Raw genomic sequence first — 15,684 nt, forward strand, 5'->3', positions numbered from 1 at the left:
CAAGAGTCTTTCTTGGTGATCTTTTGCCGGACCGAATCCGTGCAGCGTCAAGCGGCTGCACGTTCCGACTCTCTGGCGAAAAGGTCTTCCATGCCCGTTATCCCTTCGCTCACCCGCAAGACTGAAGCCGAGCGCTTCTTCGCGAAGCTCGAACGGTTCGTAGATGGACACGACGGTCAATTCGGTAGGCCGGCTCGCATCTACACCGATGGGTCGATCGAGTTCATCAGCGTCAGGTACCTGACGGCGTTTCTCGATCATATCGAAGAAACGCGGGCCATGCGTCTTCTCGACGAAGGTCGCGATGCCACGTAATCGTCGAAAGATCGCGCCGGTCTGGGAGCATCTCTGCGACGGCGTCGAGGTCTTCCGTTTGGAAGACAACGAGGCCACGCGGCAGGTGATCACTGGCCGGCGCAATCACGTGGTCGGGGGCCATTTCAGCCGCAAGATGGGGCGTCACTTGATCCATGAAGGAGGGTTCGAGGAACGTCTGGTCAGGGCGGCCGACTGCCTCCTGCGCGTAAAGCGGGTCTGGGCTCAACCGGAGACGATCCGGATGAATCTGTTCGGCGAACATCGGAACGAGATCTACACCCCGGACTACCTGATCGAGGAAGACGGGGCGTTCGTGCGATACCCCGTCAAGGTTGCCCGTTTCGTGCGCTACGAAGTCAAGGGTTGGGAGGAGCTCAGGCCGCCAAGGCCCGCGGATTGGGACGAGGACGGAAGGGCGAGATGGGAGGACGCCAAGCTTCTGCGGGCTCGCCTACGCCGCGTCCGGCTCGCTTACCGGCTCGCTGGCGTGCCTTGGCGCGTGGTCACGGAGCGCGGGCTTGCAAAGCGCTGGGGCGATCCGGATATCGTCGATGAGATCATCGCGAACGATCGTTGGGACATCGAACCGGAGGACCTGAACCGGCTCGTCTCGGCATTGATGGAGGCAGGCGGCTCATTGCCGATGTCTCACTGCGAAACCATCCTGGCCGAGACCATCTTCCCGCGCGGCGTGGTGCTCTCGCGCATCCCGGAAAATATCGTCTCGATCGACACGTTCTCGCCGATCGACGGCGACACGATCGTCCGCAAGGGACACGTCTGATGCTGGATATCGTCACCGAACAACCGCAAACTGCGCTTCCTTATCATGCGACCGAAGGCAACGACATCGAGCCTTCATTGGATTCGATCCTGTTCGACGGTCTCGAGGCCGACCAGGTCGTCCTGATCGACAACGCTGCGCACAGATTCTGCGCAAGATGCCCGACCAGGGCCCCCACCTCTTCCTGAATGTCGATCGCGGCGAAGTCGCCCGCTATTCGACCACCAGACTCTTCGAGCTGCTCGACGAAGAAAAATACTATCATCCGGGCCGAATGCGGCTGACGTTCGACGTCTCCAAATCATTGGACGAGGCCCGCGCGCTGATCGCGAAGGCCTACGGCACTATCAACCAAGGACCGCGAACCCTCGCGGAGACGAAATACCGGTACATCGCCGCCTTCGTGAACCGGATGCTCATCGCGCCGCCGGGGAAGCCGTTCGATCGAAGCCACCATAACGCCGACCTCATCATCGAGCAGGTCAACGCCGAGATCTTCGCGGAGAACCAGGCCCTCCCCGCCGGCAGGAAGATCTTCCAGCCGAACAATTCGAGCCGCTCCTTGCTGCGCTGGGTGAAGAAGGAGCTGGAAACGCAGATGCAGGAACGCGCCTGCGTGCACCTGAACGCGATCAAAGCCCGGAAGCGCAAGCTGCCGGACGAGATCTTCAGCATCATCGCCCTGGAAATCAGGAAGATGCTCGACATCTCGCCAAAGTTCGGGCCGACCAAGATTCTCATTCGCGTCAACCTCGAGATATCAAAACGGAATGCGCCCCTATTAGACAGGAATAGGGAGACGGAGGCGCGCAACGCCGCGAACGAGGAGCGGATTGCGAACGGAGAGGCCGAGAAGGAGCCGCTCGAAAAACCTCTTCCAGAAGCCAAACTGACGACGGTTCAAACCGAATTTCGTCGCTACAACGCTTGGATCAGGCTGGCGAAAGACAAAGGCAAACAGGCGGCCGACCTCGAGTTCGGCGGCTCGGGCAAGTTCGAGCGGCCGACGCGCATCTTGGACGTCGCCGAAATCGACCACCACAAGTTCGATTTTCTCGGCATTCTCGGACAGACGCCGTTTGGCAAAGCTTGGTCGGCTGCAGCGATTCCCCGCTTTTGGGTCTGCGTCATCTTGGACACCCACTCGGGCTATCCGCTCGGTTTGTTTCCATCCTTCGAGCCGGGCGGCCTCTACCCCGCTCTGATGGCGTTGGACAACGCCATCAGGCCGAAGCATTGGCTCGCGAAGCGATTTCCTCAAATCAGAGGTTCATGGCTCGCTTACGGTAAGCCGAGAAAGATCAGATACGACAACGCGAAAGAGTTCGTTAGCGAGCAGATGCGTAGGGCTCTCGCGCGTGTCCAGATCGGTTTCGAGCATGCCGTCCCGCACCAGCCTGACACGAAACCGTATGTGGAGCGCTGGTTTGGAACCTTGGAATCGGACTTCATCGACTGGCTGAAGGGATCGACCGGATCGAGTCCGCAACATCGGGGCGCCAGACGGCCCAAGCTGGAAGCCATCATCACCATCGACGACTTCATCATGTTGCTGCACATGTGGCTCATCGAGGTCTATGCGCGCCGCAAGCAGCGCGGAATGGACTACGATACCCCCGAGGAACGTTGGCTCGCCGGCGCGACGTCTCCTTCGCATCGACCCCAGGTCATGACCAAGGAGGAAATGGAGCGCTGGGATCTGATCCCGTCACTCGAAGTCGATGCGACTACCGACCGGCACGGCATTCAACGCGACAACATCGTGTACCAGTCCAAGCAACTACAGGCGATGAGGGCTCGATCCGGCTGCTTCGGTCCGAGAGAGCAGGTGCCGACGCCTGTTAGGATCCGCATCCCACTCCTCGACGTCGGCCGCGCTATCGTTGCCGACCCGACCGCCCTTGATCATGGGAACGAGCATCTTCCGAAAGAATTCGATGTGAAATCGACGGATGAGCGGGCTCATGGCCTGAATCGCTTTCAGTGGCAGATGCATCGGAAGTTCATTCTGGCGAAAAAGCACGCCCCGACAGGCCACGCCTCTCACCAGGAAGGATTCAACCATCTGTTCGACACTGCACTGGAGACGATGGGCATGGTGCCCCTGGACCAAGTGCCGCCGAAGACCTCCGATCTTCCGGATGCACGACTTCCGCGCCTGACTGGAGTGCTGGCCTATGGTGCCGAACAACCGGCGCTGGCGCGCACGGAAGAACTGATCGAAAAATTCGGGACTTTCAAGCCGCGCTCCGTCGAGATGACCCACAACGGCACGCCGGTTGCGCCGCTTCCGCCGTCCATCGTCAACGGAGAGACCGCTGCCGTAACGCCCTCGCCGTCGACGCAGCCGCGAAAGAAGCTGAGGTTTCCGGTCGACGAAGTGCGGAGCGACTAGGATATGGACGGCAGATATCAAAGCATCCTCTCTTCGCCGGTATTGGCCGCGAAGCGGAAATCGGTCCGGGAGATCTTCGTCGAGCACCCGCAAGCGAAAGAGACCCGCGACATGCTTCGCCTGTCGCTCGGATCGGCTCGCGACGACGGCGAGAACGCCAGTGCGTACGTCATAGGGTGGTCTCGTTGCGGCAAGAGCGAGATCGTCAAGCGCCTTTTGCGGGAACAGACCGGCAAGAAGATATCGAAAGCGAAGGTGCAATTGTTGTCCGGCAATGGAAAGCGGTTCATCTACGCTGATCTTACGGGAGGCGCCACGCCGCGCACTTTGGCACGTCTTATCAACGACAAGATCTTCAACGATCGGAGCAGCCTTCGTTTGGGTGAAGACGAGGGTGTCGGAACACTCATAGAAAACGTCAATCACAACGGCATCGATGGCGTCTTCTTGGACGAAGCTCAGAACATGGCTGACGACAGAAAAGGCATCGTGAAGCTCGGCCGCCTCATTCTTTCGTTCGAAAACCAATGCAATGCGCCTCTGTGCGTCATCGGCGCGCCCGCCCTCGAGACCATGAGAGATGAAGTCGACGCCACCCGGCAACGATCCGGGGGCTTCAAGAAGTTGGAGCCGTTCGGATTCAACACCGAGGAGCATGATGCGTTTGTAGGCACGTTCTCAGATCGGCTCCCGTACCACAAGAATTGGTTCACCGAAAACGAAGACGATCCCCTCACGATGCGCGCTACTTTCTACGCTCAGCGGGGACGGCCGGGCCGACACGCCCTTCTCGTCGACGCGGCGACTGTTCATGCTTTCATCCGTACCGACGGAACGGACCCGGAGGAACTGACGAAAGCAGACATCGCCGCCGGGTTCGATCGTGTGTTTCGCAACGAGAAGATCATGCTCGGTCTTAATCCCTTCCTGGACGAGCATCTCAACCGGCTGCCGGAAGAGGTGTTCACCGCGAAACATCACGTGGATCTGCACATATGAGAGCCAACACTCCATGGTTGCGCACGATCGAGCAATTCGAAGACGAGGCAATCGCCTCGATCGCCGTACGTCTTGCGCCAATGGGCAGAATCGATACGGACACCTTGCTATCGTTACATCTCGGGATGACCGACCAATCGGTTCCGACGATCGCTTCGAGAACTGACGCGATCGCTGAACTCGCGGCCTTGGGTTCCTTCGACCACAAAAAGCTGTCGAAAGGTGCGTGGCGTATGTTCAAGGATCGCACCGAGTTCATGGGATGCGTTTTGCCGGTGGGATGGCTGGCTCCCGAACGCCGCCGTCTCGCTCCCGGGCGAATGGCCGCCGATGGCAAAAACGCCCGGATAAAGAACGCCTGGCTTCTGTCGGGGCTGATTTGCGACATCGAAACGGGTGAAACGCTGCTAGACCGGTGTCCGAAGTGTCTTAACCTGCTGGCGTGGAGAAACCTTCCGAACGTCTGGTCGTGCCAAGTCTGCAAACTTGACCTACGTTCAGTTGCCCCCAGACAAAGTCCACCGGAAACTGTCGCTGCAGTCAGGGAGCTCGCTCGTTACCTTTTCAACCACGATTTCCGACTGCCCGCCCCGGTCAGCAACCTGTCTTGCCTGGACGCACTCAAATTTGCCGCGTGGTTAAGCTACTTTAGATGGCTGCCGGAAGATCTCAGCCTTGCAATCTCTCCCAAGAACACGCCGGCGGGATTCCTCCAATTGAAGCGATGGCCGGCCTCCTTTGATGAGATCGTTCTGCAAAAGATGAAGGCATCCGCTGCGGAAGACCTGACCAGGGGCGACGTGATCTCTCGGATCAAGGCCGCGGGCACTTTGTCGGCGGCTGTCGCCCGCCTGCCCTCTGCGGCTGCCCAGGAAATCGTCAGGTCACGCATTGAGGCGCTCTTCGGCTTCGCGGACGGTTCCAGCGATGGATTGAAGGATGTGATGATGCCGATCTCCGAGCTTAATTCTCGCTCTTGATCGGATCGCCGGCGATCGAGTCGACGCGATCGAGCCAAGACTGTGCGAGGTTCAAGCCGGTCCGGTTAAGGAGATAGACGGTGGCTGTGCCCCCTCTATCCTTCCCTTCGGACACCAGACCGACCGTCTGAAGGACTTGGATGGCCGCTTTAATGCGAGCTTCCGTGCTGTCCATGACTTGCAAAAATTCGCCCAACGAGCGTGGTCCTAACGCCAGTAGTTCGACGATCTTGCGGGTGTTGGGGTTGGCGAGACACTGAAACAGCCGGGTCAGGAAGAGCTGGCTATCGGCATTCTCCGCGTCGAACATTCGAGGCTCACGATCTGGGGTGCATCAAACGAACCCAACCACCCACCCGAAAGTAGCCCCAAGTCAACGGCGCTCTCATCAGAAAGCGGGGAAAACCAGCTCAAACGCGGCGGCCATTTGTGCCACGTCATTGCGCACATGACAGGCCAGTGCCAGATTTGAGTAGCGCCTAGGCTCTCAATGCCAAATTTCGGTCTTTCGTGCCAAAATCAACCAACGGCTCGGAAAATCGGCACAGTGAAATCAATAGGTTAGGTTGCTGAAAAAGCTGGCGCCGTGCCAAAATCAGGCGCGTACTACAATCGAAATCGAAATCAGATCACGGCTGTCTTGGAGTCTGGGGTTGGAGTGGGCTGCGGGCGTCGTGACTCTGAGCGGGCTGGGTCAGTGCAGATCGCTGACGAGAGCCCGCGGCGATGACGGCGCCAGCCGCAGCGACTGCCCGATGGTCGCGGAAGGATGTCCACGCCAGCGTGTCGGTGTGAGTACGAGCACCCCGGCGGCCGCCGCCACGTGGCCATCCATCACGCGAAATACTGGGTGAGCCACGATGTCAGTCTCGGTCCGATTGACTGCAGTTCGGCCCGGTCGAGGTTCATGTACCGAATGTCCTCCGGCAGCAGCGCAGGCCGGAGGAAAGGAAGTAATGCCGACTCCGATCAACAAAACACCGATCCATGCCATTCCGGATCAGCCGTGGTGAACGCTGCTGCTGGAAGCGCCGGGTCCGAGAATTCGGCTCAGGCGCGGGATGAAGCCCGGGACTTCGGCCGCGTACTTCGCGTAGGCCTCGCCGAACTCGGTCCGAGCTTCGCGTTCCTCGTCGCGCGCGAGCTTCACGTACATGATCGTTAGCACGGGAAACATCGCTAGCGTGAGGATCGTCGGCCACTGCAGCAGGAAGCCGAACATGACCAGCACGAAGCCAACGTACTGCGGATGGCGGACGTAACTGTACGGGCCGGTGGTGGCCAGGCTGCGGGTCTGCTGCGCGTCGTACAGCACTCTCCAAGCAGCCGAGATCAGAATGAACCCTGCCCCGATAAAGATGAAGCTCAGGATGTGGAACGGACCTGCGTGCGGATTGGTCTTCCAGCCGAACATCATCTCGAGCAGGTGGCCCGCGTCATGGGAGAACCAGTCGACGCTCGGGTAGTGCGACTGCAGCCAGCCGGAAAGGAAGTAGATGGTGAGTGGGAAGCCGTACATCTCGACGAACAGCGCAACCAGGAAAGCGCTGAAGGCTCCGAACGAGCGCCAGTCCCGGGACGTCTGCGGCTTGAAGAAGCTGTAGGCGAACAGGATGAACACCGCGGAATTGACGATGACAAGGCTCCAGAGGCCGTAGGCGGGTGCCGTGTCATGCATCACGCGCTCCTTGAATCGCTCGGCCGGCCGCCGCCGTGATCGTGGCCCTCTCCCCCGTGCATGAAGAAGTGCATCAGCGGACAGGCGACCAGCGGCAACCAAACCAGCAACCCGAGCACGTGGGCCCGATGCTCGGTGAACAGGAGCGCGCCGGTGATCGCCAGAAATCCCAGCAGAACCATGCCGGCCTTGACCTTGGTGGACATGCCCACCTGAGGGCGTTCTCGATACCCGGGATGATCCTGCACCGACATTTGCGCGCTCCTATGGTCTTTCGAAGCATAGAGGGAGCACCGCGTCCGTCGTTGATGCAGATCAACCGCAGTAGCCAGAGTGCCGCAGACGCTCTAGTTGACGTTCAAGACAAGCATCAAGCCGCCCCCGCCATTCTGCTCGACGTTGTTGTTGGCCGTGTGATGCGGGATATGGCAATGCACCAGCCATTTCCCTGGCTTGCGTGCCGTCCAGAGGACATCATACCGCTGGCCAGGTCCGACGTTGACAGTATCCGCCTGATAGCGAGCGCTCTCCTGCAGCGTGACCCCGTCGACCGCAACCACCTCGAAGGGACCGCCATGAATGTGCATGGGGTGCACGAAGTTGTTGTTGGTGCCGATGAAGCGGACCTTGATGGTCTCTCCGACCTTCATGTTGATGGTGTCCGTTGCCGGATACGCCTTCCCGTTAATCGTGAAGTAGTTTGGGAGTTCTCCTTCCATCAGCATCGCGGGATAGGTCAGCCATTCGCGCTTCAACCACTCCTGTAGCTGAATGGTGTAGTCGAGATCGGCCTTGACCTCGTCGGCGGCGTTCTTCGGCGCGATGATAAGCGCTCCGTACAGCCCGAGCGCCTGCTGCCGGTCCGGATGATCGTGGCTGTGGTAGAAATAGGTCCCGTGCTGGCCGACGGTGTAGTCGTACGTATACGTGCCTCCAGGAGGTATGGGCGGCTGGGCGACCTTGGCGGGACCGTCCATTTCGTTTGGCACGATCAGGCCATGCCAATGGACGGTCGTCGATTCCGGAAGGTGGTTCGTGAAATTGATCCGGATGTGATCTCCTTCCGTCACCTGCAGCCGGGGCCCGGGAATTTGACGATTGTAGGCGTAGGCATCGACCGCGACGTCCGGCAGGATGTGCCAACGGATGATGGAGGCGTCGATATGGAATACTTTTACGCCGTTTTCGATGCGTGGTTCTAGCGGCTGGTCCCCACGCGCGTCGGACGCCGCTTCGAAGCCGGCCTGCCGCGGTTTGACTGCCGCCATGTCCTTCATCGCGGCGGCCGGAAGATCGAACGTGTTGATCATGCCGGGCGGCATAATCGAGGCGTCGACGTCGCGCGCGCTCAAGCGCAAATTGACCGAGAAGCCGGGCACGATCATGCCGGTCAGCAGCAGGAAGGATGTCACGCCGGCAAGGGCAGCCAACTGTGGCGTCGTCGCCTCGCTTTTCATCTTATGGCCGCCGCCATGTGACCCATGTCCATCACCGCCGTCCTTCTGCTGACCTCCCTCCTTCTCGGGCCTCTCTGTCATCAAGCCATGCTTGATGCCCTTTTTCACCATCCAAACGTTGAACGGATAGGCGGTCGTGAAGCCGACCATCACCCCGAGCGACATCACGCCCCAGAAGATAAGCTCAAGCGGGTCCATCGCCCGCATGTCCCGGCCCATCATCAGATAGCTCATGGTCGGTGCCATGCCGGCCATCATTGCGTTCATGCTGATGAACTCGGGCATGAAGCTCATCTTCACGTTCTGCCAGTAGGTACCGCCCATCATCCGCTTCATGAAAAGCGACTGGAAGATGAAGAGCCCGAAGGAGAAGCCCGCGATATACTCGACGATCAAGTCGATCCACATCGGCAGACCGAGCGACGCAGTGATAACAGCCGCCATGATGATGCCGGTCGCATCTCCCGCCACGCAATGGATGGTGCTGCCGACACCCTGCTTCCAGAGCGGCGACGTGAATTCCTCATGCTGGCCTGGCCGCGGCTCCTTGTCGGCCAGCACGTAGAGCAGCAGTCCGAAAGGACCCATGTATAACGTGACCAGGATGAAGCCCCACTTCATCACCGTCGGCTCGGGATTGTTGCCGAACTGATCGACGGCGACGTAGGCCGTCGACGCCAGCGCGAAGGCGAACCAAGCAACGAGGAAGTAGTCGTAGGGGAAAGCGATCATGGCGTTTCTGTCGGCGACGGCTCGGCGTCACTTGTCGTGCTTGGCGAGCCATTCTCCAAGCTGCTTCTGCTCTTCCTTCTGCTCCTTGATGCCCTTCTCGGCCATCTTGCGGATCATCGGATCCTTAGTTTCCTTAAGAACCGTCTCGTTCATCTCAATGGCGCCTTGGTGGTGCGCGATCATCATCTTGGCCCAGGACCTGGTGGCGTCGGGATCGTCCATGCCCTTCTTCATCTCTGAATTCATCTTATCCATCGACTGCTTGTAGGCGCCCATCGTGTCTTGGGCGACCACCGCTGTCCCCAGTGAGGAGAGCAGGACGATGGCGGCGGCAGCCGCGGCGGATTTCTGGTACATGTTTGCTCCTTGATTTCCAATTGCGTTCGGTCGCAACGGCTCCGCAAAGCCGTTGTTCCTCGGTTGAGCGCAAGGGGTGAAGACTGCGGACCATGCTTCGGACAGCCGTCAGCGGTGCCGCAGACGACGATCGATTACCTTCGAAGGGCGGTCGCGACAAGCTAAAGCCGGTATATTGGCCTTCAACCGACCTTGTAAGATGCGCCCTGTAAGTCGCCAGGCGCTTCTTGTGACAAGCCGCTACGCGAGGTGCCAGTCGGCGTGCGTTCCCTGGAAGATCATATTGCTGCCCTCGGTGCTGATCGCCGGGTCAGGCACGAAGGCTCCGCCCTCCACCGCGTTGAACATGAAATCGTCCTGCGCCATCTGGCTCTTCTGGATGCCTTCCAGGAAGATCGATCCATCGCCCCAGCTTACGAGCACGCCCGTGTGGCCATCGCCGTGTGTCGACACGGAATCGGTGACGGTCACCTCCTTGGGCATAATATCCATGAAGGCTATATGATCGAACGCGCCCGGTCCGGGGTCGAACCCCGCCACCACGACGTCATCGCCGCTGCCGTGCGCGACCATGAAGGCATCGGCGCCATCGCCGCCGTTGTAGACATCGTTACCCGGCCCACCTTCCAGCATGTCATGGCCCGCGCCGGCGCTCAGATAGTCGTTACCGGCTCCGCCCATCAGGTTATCGGCCATGGCTCCGCCGTAGAGACTGTCGTTTCCCTCGCCGCCGCGAAGATCGTCACGTCCATTCCCGCCGCTCAGGAGGTCGTTGCCGGCGTCTCCAGCGAGGTGATCGTCTCCCTCTCCGCCATACAGACGATCGTCGCCCCCCAGGCCAAAATAGATGTCGTTTTTGGCGGTCGCCTGGAAGACGTCGTTTTGTCCATCGCTGCCGTACTTGATAAGATTGTCGTCGACCGTGCGTTGGAATTGCGCCGGCGTCTCGCCCGGCGTCGGCAGCGCACTCTCGTTGCCCTCGTCCTTCACGAAGTGTTCCGCGGTGACGCGGTCGGAATGAGTGCTCGTCGGATCGATCAGGTGGCGGTCGTCGACGAACATGAAGTCGTCCTGCGCGAGGTCCGCCTTGAAAACGCCTTCGAGCAGCACCGATCCGTCGCCCTTGTCGGTATTCCAACTGATCAGGACGCCGTCGTGCGTGTCCCTGAAGCGGAATTGCTCGGGCTCGATGTCCATGACCGCAAGATGGTCGAACACCCCCGGACCGGCGCGGAAATCCGTGATGATGTCGTGCCCGCTATCGGGAGAGATCATGAATGCATCCGCGCCCGGACCGCCGGTGAGAACGTCGTTGCCTCGCCCGCCGTCCAAGTCGCCATGGCCCGCACCCTCGTTCAGGACGTCGTTGCCATCGCCTCCCATCAACGTATCTGCTTGATCTCCGCCGATCAGGTGGTCGTTTCCCGCACCTCCGACCAGATGATTGCTTCCCCCGCCGCCGATGAGATGATCGTTGCCCGCACCGCCGTTGAGGTCGTCGTCCATCGCTCCGCCGACCAGTCGGTCGTTTCCGTCCCGGCCGAAGGCGATGTTCATGCGATCGTCGGAACCCGTGAACCGGTCTGAGTGATGGTCGCCGATGAAGAGGAGATAGTCGTCGAAGGTCTGCGTGTTCCCGTCGTCTCCCGAGTGATGATGTCGATTTTCAAAACGCCTGCTCATTTGGTTGCTCCGGTTGAACGCGACGACGAGCATCGACCCCGCCGGGCGGCACTCCGCCGTTCGTAGGAACCTTCGCACCGGAGCTACGTTCCTAATTCCTTCCGGCCACAGAGAAAAAATGCGCGGTTGATAAATCTGAATTAAGCGAGGGTGCCGGCTTCATGCACGAGCGCCCCCAAGGCACGCCGCGAGTCATCTTCCCTTGGGCGTCAGCTTTTCAACGAGGCTCAGCGATCCAGTACCCTGTTGCGATAACCTCATCGAACCGCAGGGCTGCTGCTGGCTATGGTCGATCTTCCGGACTTCACGGGACCACTCGGCCGTATAGCGAATTCGGTCTCGCGTCTTGCAATTAGAAAAGGGGCGAAAGCTCACGAATTCAGACGTGAGGTGTTGACACGTCCGCTGCGCTCTGAGGCCCACGAAGCGACGAAGCCCTCTCCTCTTCTCGATGCACCATCTCCGCCCGCAGAATTAGGCTAACCAGTACACTGTTTTCCCCGACACACAAGAGAGCGGCGCAACCACAGCGGTCGGTCCCCAGCCCCACTTCACATTGTCTGGATCGTTCGGAGTCAGCCAGAGTCAGTTCTTTGGAGATCGCGGCGTGTTGTGCCGACAGCGAAAGAACAGCCGGAAACTTGATCTGGCTCAATATGAGATCTGTCACTCACTGGCGCCATCAACTGAAGAGATAGTTCATGGATTTCACCTATGTGGACTCAAGCAGCGTCGACCAAATCGCATACGACGAGGACCAGGGTGAGGCACACGTGATCTTCAAACGTGGAGCCTATTACATTTACAGTGGCGTTACCCGAGAGGTTTGGGAGCAATTCCGCGACTCGACGTCCAAAGGAACGTTCGTGAACGAGGAGTTCAAAGCGAAAGGCTATTTGGTTAGGCGCGCGTGAGCAAAACTTGCTCGAAGCGCTTATTTCAGCAGTTATGATAAGGTATTGATTTTATTCGCATAATTTTCATTATGGAATATCCGAAGTCGAGTTCGCATCAAGATCGTGTTGCCAAAAGCCCGTCTGGTTAGTTACTGAGCTAGAGGGATTCCACGTGTGACCTTAGCACGTCAACAGTCTCAATCAGCCCCGCAGCTTCCATCACGAGCAAGAACTCCGCCGGCGTCATTTCCGGTTTCTTGAAGCGTTCGCGCATACGCCGAATGGCTGCAACGGCGCGAGCTTCGTCGAGTGCGATAGTATCCGCAATGAAAGCGTCGGCCGATTTCGCCTCCATGTTCAGGTCGGAAAGAACTGCCGCGGGAAAGTCCTTAAGGTTTTCCGTTACGATCATTGCGGCTTGCGTCTTGGCCGCCGCAGCAACAACGTGGTGATCGCCAGGATCGGGCAGACCCGCCGCAACCGGCAAGAAGTTGTCAAAATCCGTAACCATGGCGTCTTCGAAGGCAGCTTCCATACTGGCGCGCGCCCGCTCTGCGCGCGCTGTGGCATCGGCAAAGCCTTTGCCGCTCAAGATTTCCTCGATAGCTGCTTCGGTCTCATCCAGGACGCGGCTCGACCAGCGGAGACGAAAAAACTCCGCTTCCGCCAAGGAGAGAAGCAGGTTCCTTTTGAGCGCGCTTGCAAGTGAGCACGCATCGACGAATGCGGTGAAGCGGTTTGCAAACAAGCTTACAGGTGCTCCGCGTCCTGCTCAGCGAGATTCGCAAGCGCTTTGCCCCGCTTCTCATCACGCGTGCGCTTATAGGCGAATAGGTCCTCTGCCTTAATCCTGCGATGACGCCCCACTGTCACGTGCTGAATTTCGTTCTTCTCGAGCAGCGAGACCAGAAACGGACGCGAGACATTCAGAATGTCGGCAGCTTGCTGCGTGGTCAACATCTCATGCACAGGCACAAGCGTCACCGCATCGCCGCGACCGATATGCCGCAGCAATTCCATCAAAAGACTCGATAGCGCCGGCGACAAGGTTATCTCTGCAGCCTGTTGTGCATCGTCGAGCACTCGGAGTTTGGCATCTCCCGTCGCGTGCGAAGCGAGTATCTGACGAAGCTGGTTGGCTGCCGCCTTCTCGCTCGCAGAAGGTAGGCGAGTACCTCCCAGCTCTTCAACGTAGGCTGGCATCGTCATCGTATTTTCTCCCCTGTATGGCCTCTTGTATAGGCCATATTCGAAATAAACGCAACAAGTGAAATAAACGAAACCGCCTAAGTTCCTGACTAGCTGGACCCCCTACCCTTTGTCCCAGGCCGATCTTGGGACTTTTGGCGTTTGCCGCGCCTCCTGAGCTGGTCGGCTAGGAATAGATTCCAAAATCTGTGCTATGCGAAGGGAAATCTGCAGCTCATTCAAAGTACATGTGGAACATATCGTGGCCACCGGCCTTAATTCGCCTCGAGCCCGCGGTCCGGACGCTGCGCGGCTAGGCCAATGGTCAACGACGCCGGAGCCACAGGGAATGTAGGGAGCACGGCTGGATGCAGGATCGCGGCTTTACCCTCACGCCCGGGAACGTGCGTTCGATGTCGCGCGTCGGGATGCGCGGGTCGGCGTCTCTCCCGAGGCGGCCGCGGGCGCCATCGCAGAGGTCTTTGATTCGATCGGCGATACCCGCCCGGAGTGTCGGTCGGACCAACCTGGTCTAACGGCTGCGACGACTCGACTGGTAACTCTATAATCCGTCTATGGCCCCGATCCGATCGGAGCAAGTCGTCTCGACGGCGCCCCATCGCAAGATCATCCATATCGACATGGATGCGTTCTATGCTTCCGTGGAACAGCGCGATAATCCGGTCCTGCCCGGCACGGCAAAGCCGAATGGCCAAGCTACTTGACCACGCCCGGCGAATGCGCCTCAGGCACTGCCGCAATACTGCCTGCTTGTAGCTTTCTTGATAGCATGAGTGTTCTCCTGAAAGCGAACGAAAGCCGATTTTGCGATTTGGCGAGAAGAGCGCGACTGAACTGCGCGGAAGCATACGGTGTTACGCAGGCGAACGAGAGGTGAATTTGTTCTGTTCGGCTTCGATCACACGCGCTCGAAGGTCCTCCAGTTCGGCCCATTGATAAGTCAGAGCTTCGAGACGCTTTCGAAGAAAGACAGCAACGTCATCCCTTGATCCATTGCGGGGCCCCATGTTTCAGGGTGGTTTCGTTCGCGTGCTGCGGGGTGGCCATATTATGCAAAAGGGTATTGCATTCTCTGAAGTGCTCAAGCAAAGCCGCGCTGGCCAAGTGCTCCCAGTACTCCGCCTCTGCGAGCAGCTTCCAGCTTCTATCTGGATGATACGCGGCGGCCTGTCGGCACAGTAACGCCCTGGCACGCAAGCGGCGAACGGTCTCCATCCCCTCCTCCCTTGGTTCTTTCCCACCCTATTTCTGTTTTTACGTCGGAGTCATTGATTGTTGTCTCAAAAAGCTAATTTTGCCTCTCTGAGCTACCGTCCGCGCATTTGACGCAAAGGACCCGTCGAGCTGGACGGCGCGTGATCGTCGACGGCATAGGGAGCCGAAGCCATCACGATCGCGGCGGCCGAGACCAGGGCGAATGAAATGAGGATTCTAGTCGTTGACTGCATGCTCATTCTCCTTCGTCAATCTGCTCCTATTTTTCTCTGAGGAATTATCAGGCGTTTCTCTATCAAGGATCAGTTCGGTAACAGGCGCCATGAGCCAGTCGAACGCACGCCGGAGCGGGCCGGGCGACGCTTGCAAGTTGGATCGATCGGGATCTTGCCGCTGACCGAGACGTCCGCCGGTATTGGTCATGACGGCGCGCAGCGTCGCGGCGATTTCTGGCGAATCCCATTCGGCGGGACCAATGGCGCGCCCAACTTCCTGACCAGCACGATCGATAACGAGCGTGGTCGGCAAGCCGATGGCACCCACGGCGCGCAAGGCCTGTCCGGAAGGGTCGGTGTAAATGGCAACATTGCGAAGGTTGATCTCGGAATAGAATTTGCGGACGGTTTCGAGGCCACCGCGATCGACCGAGAGAGGCACGACCTTGAGCTCGGCGCCGCCCAGGGTCCCTTGCAGCCGGTCGAGCGCGGGCATTTCCTTTCGGCAGGGCACGCACCAGGTGGCCCAGATATTGAGGACCACGACCTTTCCCCTAAGATCGTCCAGACTTCGTGCGCGGCCTTGCTGATCGGTGAACTGGACAGCAGCGACAGATCGTGGGCTGTCATGCAGGACCAGCCTTCTTACTGGTTCCTGAGCTGCGGCTAATGGAGTAGCCGTTGCGATTGCGATTGCGACAACAACCGCGAGCTGGATACCTCGGATGCAGGAGACAAGCGTCATTGCTGCTCAAACCCTCTGATC

General features: G+C 59.0%; 17 protein-coding genes. 7 read left to right on the top strand and 10 right to left on the bottom strand.

Features of this window, described 5'->3' with window-relative positions; all coding sequences use genetic code 11:
• Positions 1-12 precede the first annotated feature (12 nt).
• Genes ACVIJ6_RS38495 through ACVIJ6_RS38520 form a run of 6 tightly spaced genes read left to right on the top strand, consistent with a single transcriptional unit; the run spans position 13 to position 5,476 of the window.
• Complete coding sequence (locus ACVIJ6_RS38495) at positions 13-315, top strand: hypothetical protein (RefSeq protein ID WP_155253160.1); 303 nt, start codon at positions 13-15, stop codon at positions 313-315.
• Positions 305-1,102 carry a hypothetical protein gene (locus ACVIJ6_RS38500; protein ID WP_028133015.1) on the top strand — a complete coding sequence of 266 codons (798 nt, stop codon included), beginning with the start codon at positions 305-307 and terminating at the stop codon, positions 1,100-1,102. The genes ACVIJ6_RS38495 and ACVIJ6_RS38500 overlap by 11 nt, the downstream gene beginning before the upstream one ends.
• Positions 1,102-1,290 carry a hypothetical protein gene (locus ACVIJ6_RS38505; protein ID WP_250173576.1) on the top strand — a complete coding sequence of 63 codons (189 nt, stop codon included), beginning with the start codon at positions 1,102-1,104 and terminating at the stop codon, positions 1,288-1,290. Before ACVIJ6_RS38500 ends, ACVIJ6_RS38505 begins: the two co-directional genes overlap by 1 nt.
• Complete coding sequence (locus ACVIJ6_RS38510) at positions 1,260-3,497, top strand: integrase catalytic domain-containing protein (RefSeq protein WP_250173575.1); 2,238 nt, start codon at positions 1,260-1,262, stop codon at positions 3,495-3,497. Before ACVIJ6_RS38505 ends, ACVIJ6_RS38510 begins: the two co-directional genes overlap by 31 nt.
• Positions 3,498-3,500: 3 nt before the next feature.
• The gene (locus ACVIJ6_RS38515) at positions 3,501-4,496 is read left to right on the top strand and encodes an ATP-binding protein (RefSeq protein ID WP_028133018.1); all 996 of its coding nucleotides are present in this window, start codon (positions 3,501-3,503) and stop codon (positions 4,494-4,496) included.
• Entirely contained in the window at positions 4,493-5,476 is a 984-nt protein-coding gene (locus ACVIJ6_RS38520; protein WP_456777201.1) for a TniQ family protein, read from the top strand. Before ACVIJ6_RS38515 ends, ACVIJ6_RS38520 begins: the two co-directional genes overlap by 4 nt.
• Here ACVIJ6_RS38520 and ACVIJ6_RS38525 read toward each other — a convergent pair.
• The 6 genes from ACVIJ6_RS38525 to ACVIJ6_RS38550 all read right to left on the bottom strand — a co-directional run bounded on the left by ACVIJ6_RS38525 (position 5,460) and on the right by ACVIJ6_RS38550 (position 11,416).
• Entirely contained in the window at positions 5,460-5,786 is a 327-nt protein-coding gene (locus ACVIJ6_RS38525) for an ArsR/SmtB family transcription factor (protein WP_049819838.1), read from the bottom strand. The two genes, ACVIJ6_RS38520 and ACVIJ6_RS38525, sit on opposite strands and share 17 nt — an antisense overlap.
• Positions 5,787-6,476: 690 nt before the next feature.
• Positions 6,477-7,154, bottom strand: coding sequence for a methyltransferase family protein (locus tag ACVIJ6_RS38530; protein ID WP_028133020.1), 678 nt, complete (start codon positions 7,152-7,154; stop codon positions 6,477-6,479).
• Positions 7,154-7,408, bottom strand: coding sequence for a DUF2933 domain-containing protein (locus ACVIJ6_RS38535; protein ID WP_028133021.1), 255 nt, complete (start codon positions 7,406-7,408; stop codon positions 7,154-7,156). Before ACVIJ6_RS38535 ends, ACVIJ6_RS38530 begins: the two co-directional genes overlap by 1 nt.
• A 93-nt stretch (positions 7,409-7,501) precedes the next feature.
• On the bottom strand, positions 7,502-9,343 hold the full coding sequence (locus tag ACVIJ6_RS38540; RefSeq protein WP_028133022.1) for a DUF4396 domain-containing protein: 1,842 nt from the start codon (positions 9,341-9,343) through the stop codon (positions 7,502-7,504).
• A 27-nt stretch (positions 9,344-9,370) separates the two neighbouring features.
• Positions 9,371-9,700, bottom strand: a complete 330-nt coding sequence (locus ACVIJ6_RS38545; RefSeq protein ID WP_049819839.1) for a DUF305 domain-containing protein — start codon at positions 9,698-9,700, stop codon at positions 9,371-9,373.
• A gap of 240 nt (positions 9,701-9,940) precedes the next feature.
• Positions 9,941-11,416, bottom strand: coding sequence for a calcium-binding protein (locus ACVIJ6_RS38550; RefSeq protein ID WP_245269296.1), 1,476 nt, complete (start codon positions 11,414-11,416; stop codon positions 9,941-9,943).
• Positions 11,417-12,084: 668 nt separating this feature from the next.
• Here ACVIJ6_RS38550 and ACVIJ6_RS38555 point away from each other — a divergent pair.
• Positions 12,085-12,297 (top strand): KTSC domain-containing protein, encoded by a 213-nt coding sequence (locus tag ACVIJ6_RS38555; RefSeq protein WP_028133024.1) that lies wholly within the window; start codon positions 12,085-12,087, stop codon positions 12,295-12,297.
• Positions 12,298-12,436: 139 nt separating this feature from the next.
• Here the strand turns inward: ACVIJ6_RS38555 and ACVIJ6_RS38560 are convergent, their stop codons facing one another.
• From ACVIJ6_RS38560 to ACVIJ6_RS38575, 4 genes are all read right to left on the bottom strand, one after another.
• Positions 12,437-13,027, bottom strand: a complete 591-nt coding sequence (locus ACVIJ6_RS38560; protein WP_028133025.1) for a PIN domain-containing protein — start codon at positions 13,025-13,027, stop codon at positions 12,437-12,439.
• A 2-nt stretch (positions 13,028-13,029) separates the two neighbouring features.
• Positions 13,030-13,488, bottom strand: a complete 459-nt coding sequence (locus ACVIJ6_RS38565; protein ID WP_028133026.1) for a helix-turn-helix domain-containing protein — start codon at positions 13,486-13,488, stop codon at positions 13,030-13,032.
• Positions 13,489-14,466: 978 nt separating this feature from the next.
• Complete coding sequence (locus ACVIJ6_RS38570) at positions 14,467-14,703, bottom strand: hypothetical protein (RefSeq protein ID WP_049819840.1); 237 nt, start codon at positions 14,701-14,703, stop codon at positions 14,467-14,469.
• A 216-nt stretch (positions 14,704-14,919) separates the two neighbouring features.
• On the bottom strand, positions 14,920-15,663 hold the full coding sequence (locus ACVIJ6_RS38575; RefSeq protein ID WP_155253165.1) for a TlpA family protein disulfide reductase: 744 nt from the start codon (positions 15,661-15,663) through the stop codon (positions 14,920-14,922).
• Positions 15,664-15,684 lie beyond the last annotated feature (21 nt).

The sequence above is a fragment of the Bradyrhizobium sp. USDA 4369 genome (assembly GCF_054056435.1).

Excerpts from the sequence above, each read along its gene's own strand:
- ACVIJ6_RS38500 (WP_028133015.1), top strand. The coding sequence starts at position 305 with ATGCCACGTAATCGTCGAAAGATCGCGCCGGTCTGGGAGCATCTCTGC.
- ACVIJ6_RS38505 (WP_250173576.1), top strand. The coding sequence starts at position 1,102 with ATGCTGGATATCGTCACCGAACAACCGCAAACTGCGCTTCCTTATCAT.
- ACVIJ6_RS38510 (WP_250173575.1), top strand. The coding sequence starts at position 1,260 with ATGCCCGACCAGGGCCCCCACCTCTTCCTGAATGTCGATCGCGGCGAA.
- ACVIJ6_RS38515 (WP_028133018.1), top strand. The coding sequence starts at position 3,501 with ATGGACGGCAGATATCAAAGCATCCTCTCTTCGCCGGTATTGGCCGCG.
- ACVIJ6_RS38520 (WP_456777201.1), top strand. The coding sequence starts at position 4,493 with ATGAGAGCCAACACTCCATGGTTGCGCACGATCGAGCAATTCGAAGAC.
- ACVIJ6_RS38525 (WP_049819838.1), bottom strand. The coding sequence starts at position 5,786 with ATGTTCGACGCGGAGAATGCCGATAGCCAGCTCTTCCTGACCCGGCTG.
- ACVIJ6_RS38530 (WP_028133020.1), bottom strand. The coding sequence starts at position 7,154 with ATGCATGACACGGCACCCGCCTACGGCCTCTGGAGCCTTGTCATCGTC.
- ACVIJ6_RS38535 (WP_028133021.1), bottom strand. The coding sequence starts at position 7,408 with ATGTCGGTGCAGGATCATCCCGGGTATCGAGAACGCCCTCAGGTGGGC.
- ACVIJ6_RS38540 (WP_028133022.1), bottom strand. The coding sequence starts at position 9,343 with ATGATCGCTTTCCCCTACGACTACTTCCTCGTTGCTTGGTTCGCCTTC.
- ACVIJ6_RS38545 (WP_049819839.1), bottom strand. The coding sequence starts at position 9,700 with ATGTACCAGAAATCCGCCGCGGCTGCCGCCGCCATCGTCCTGCTCTCC.
- ACVIJ6_RS38550 (WP_245269296.1), bottom strand. The coding sequence starts at position 11,416 with ATGCTCGTCGTCGCGTTCAACCGGAGCAACCAAATGAGCAGGCGTTTT.
- ACVIJ6_RS38555 (WP_028133024.1), top strand. The coding sequence starts at position 12,085 with ATGGATTTCACCTATGTGGACTCAAGCAGCGTCGACCAAATCGCATAC.
- ACVIJ6_RS38565 (WP_028133026.1), bottom strand. The coding sequence starts at position 13,488 with ATGACGATGCCAGCCTACGTTGAAGAGCTGGGAGGTACTCGCCTACCT.
- ACVIJ6_RS38570 (WP_049819840.1), bottom strand. The coding sequence starts at position 14,703 with ATGGAGACCGTTCGCCGCTTGCGTGCCAGGGCGTTACTGTGCCGACAG.
- ACVIJ6_RS38575 (WP_155253165.1), bottom strand. The coding sequence starts at position 15,663 with ATGACGCTTGTCTCCTGCATCCGAGGTATCCAGCTCGCGGTTGTTGTC.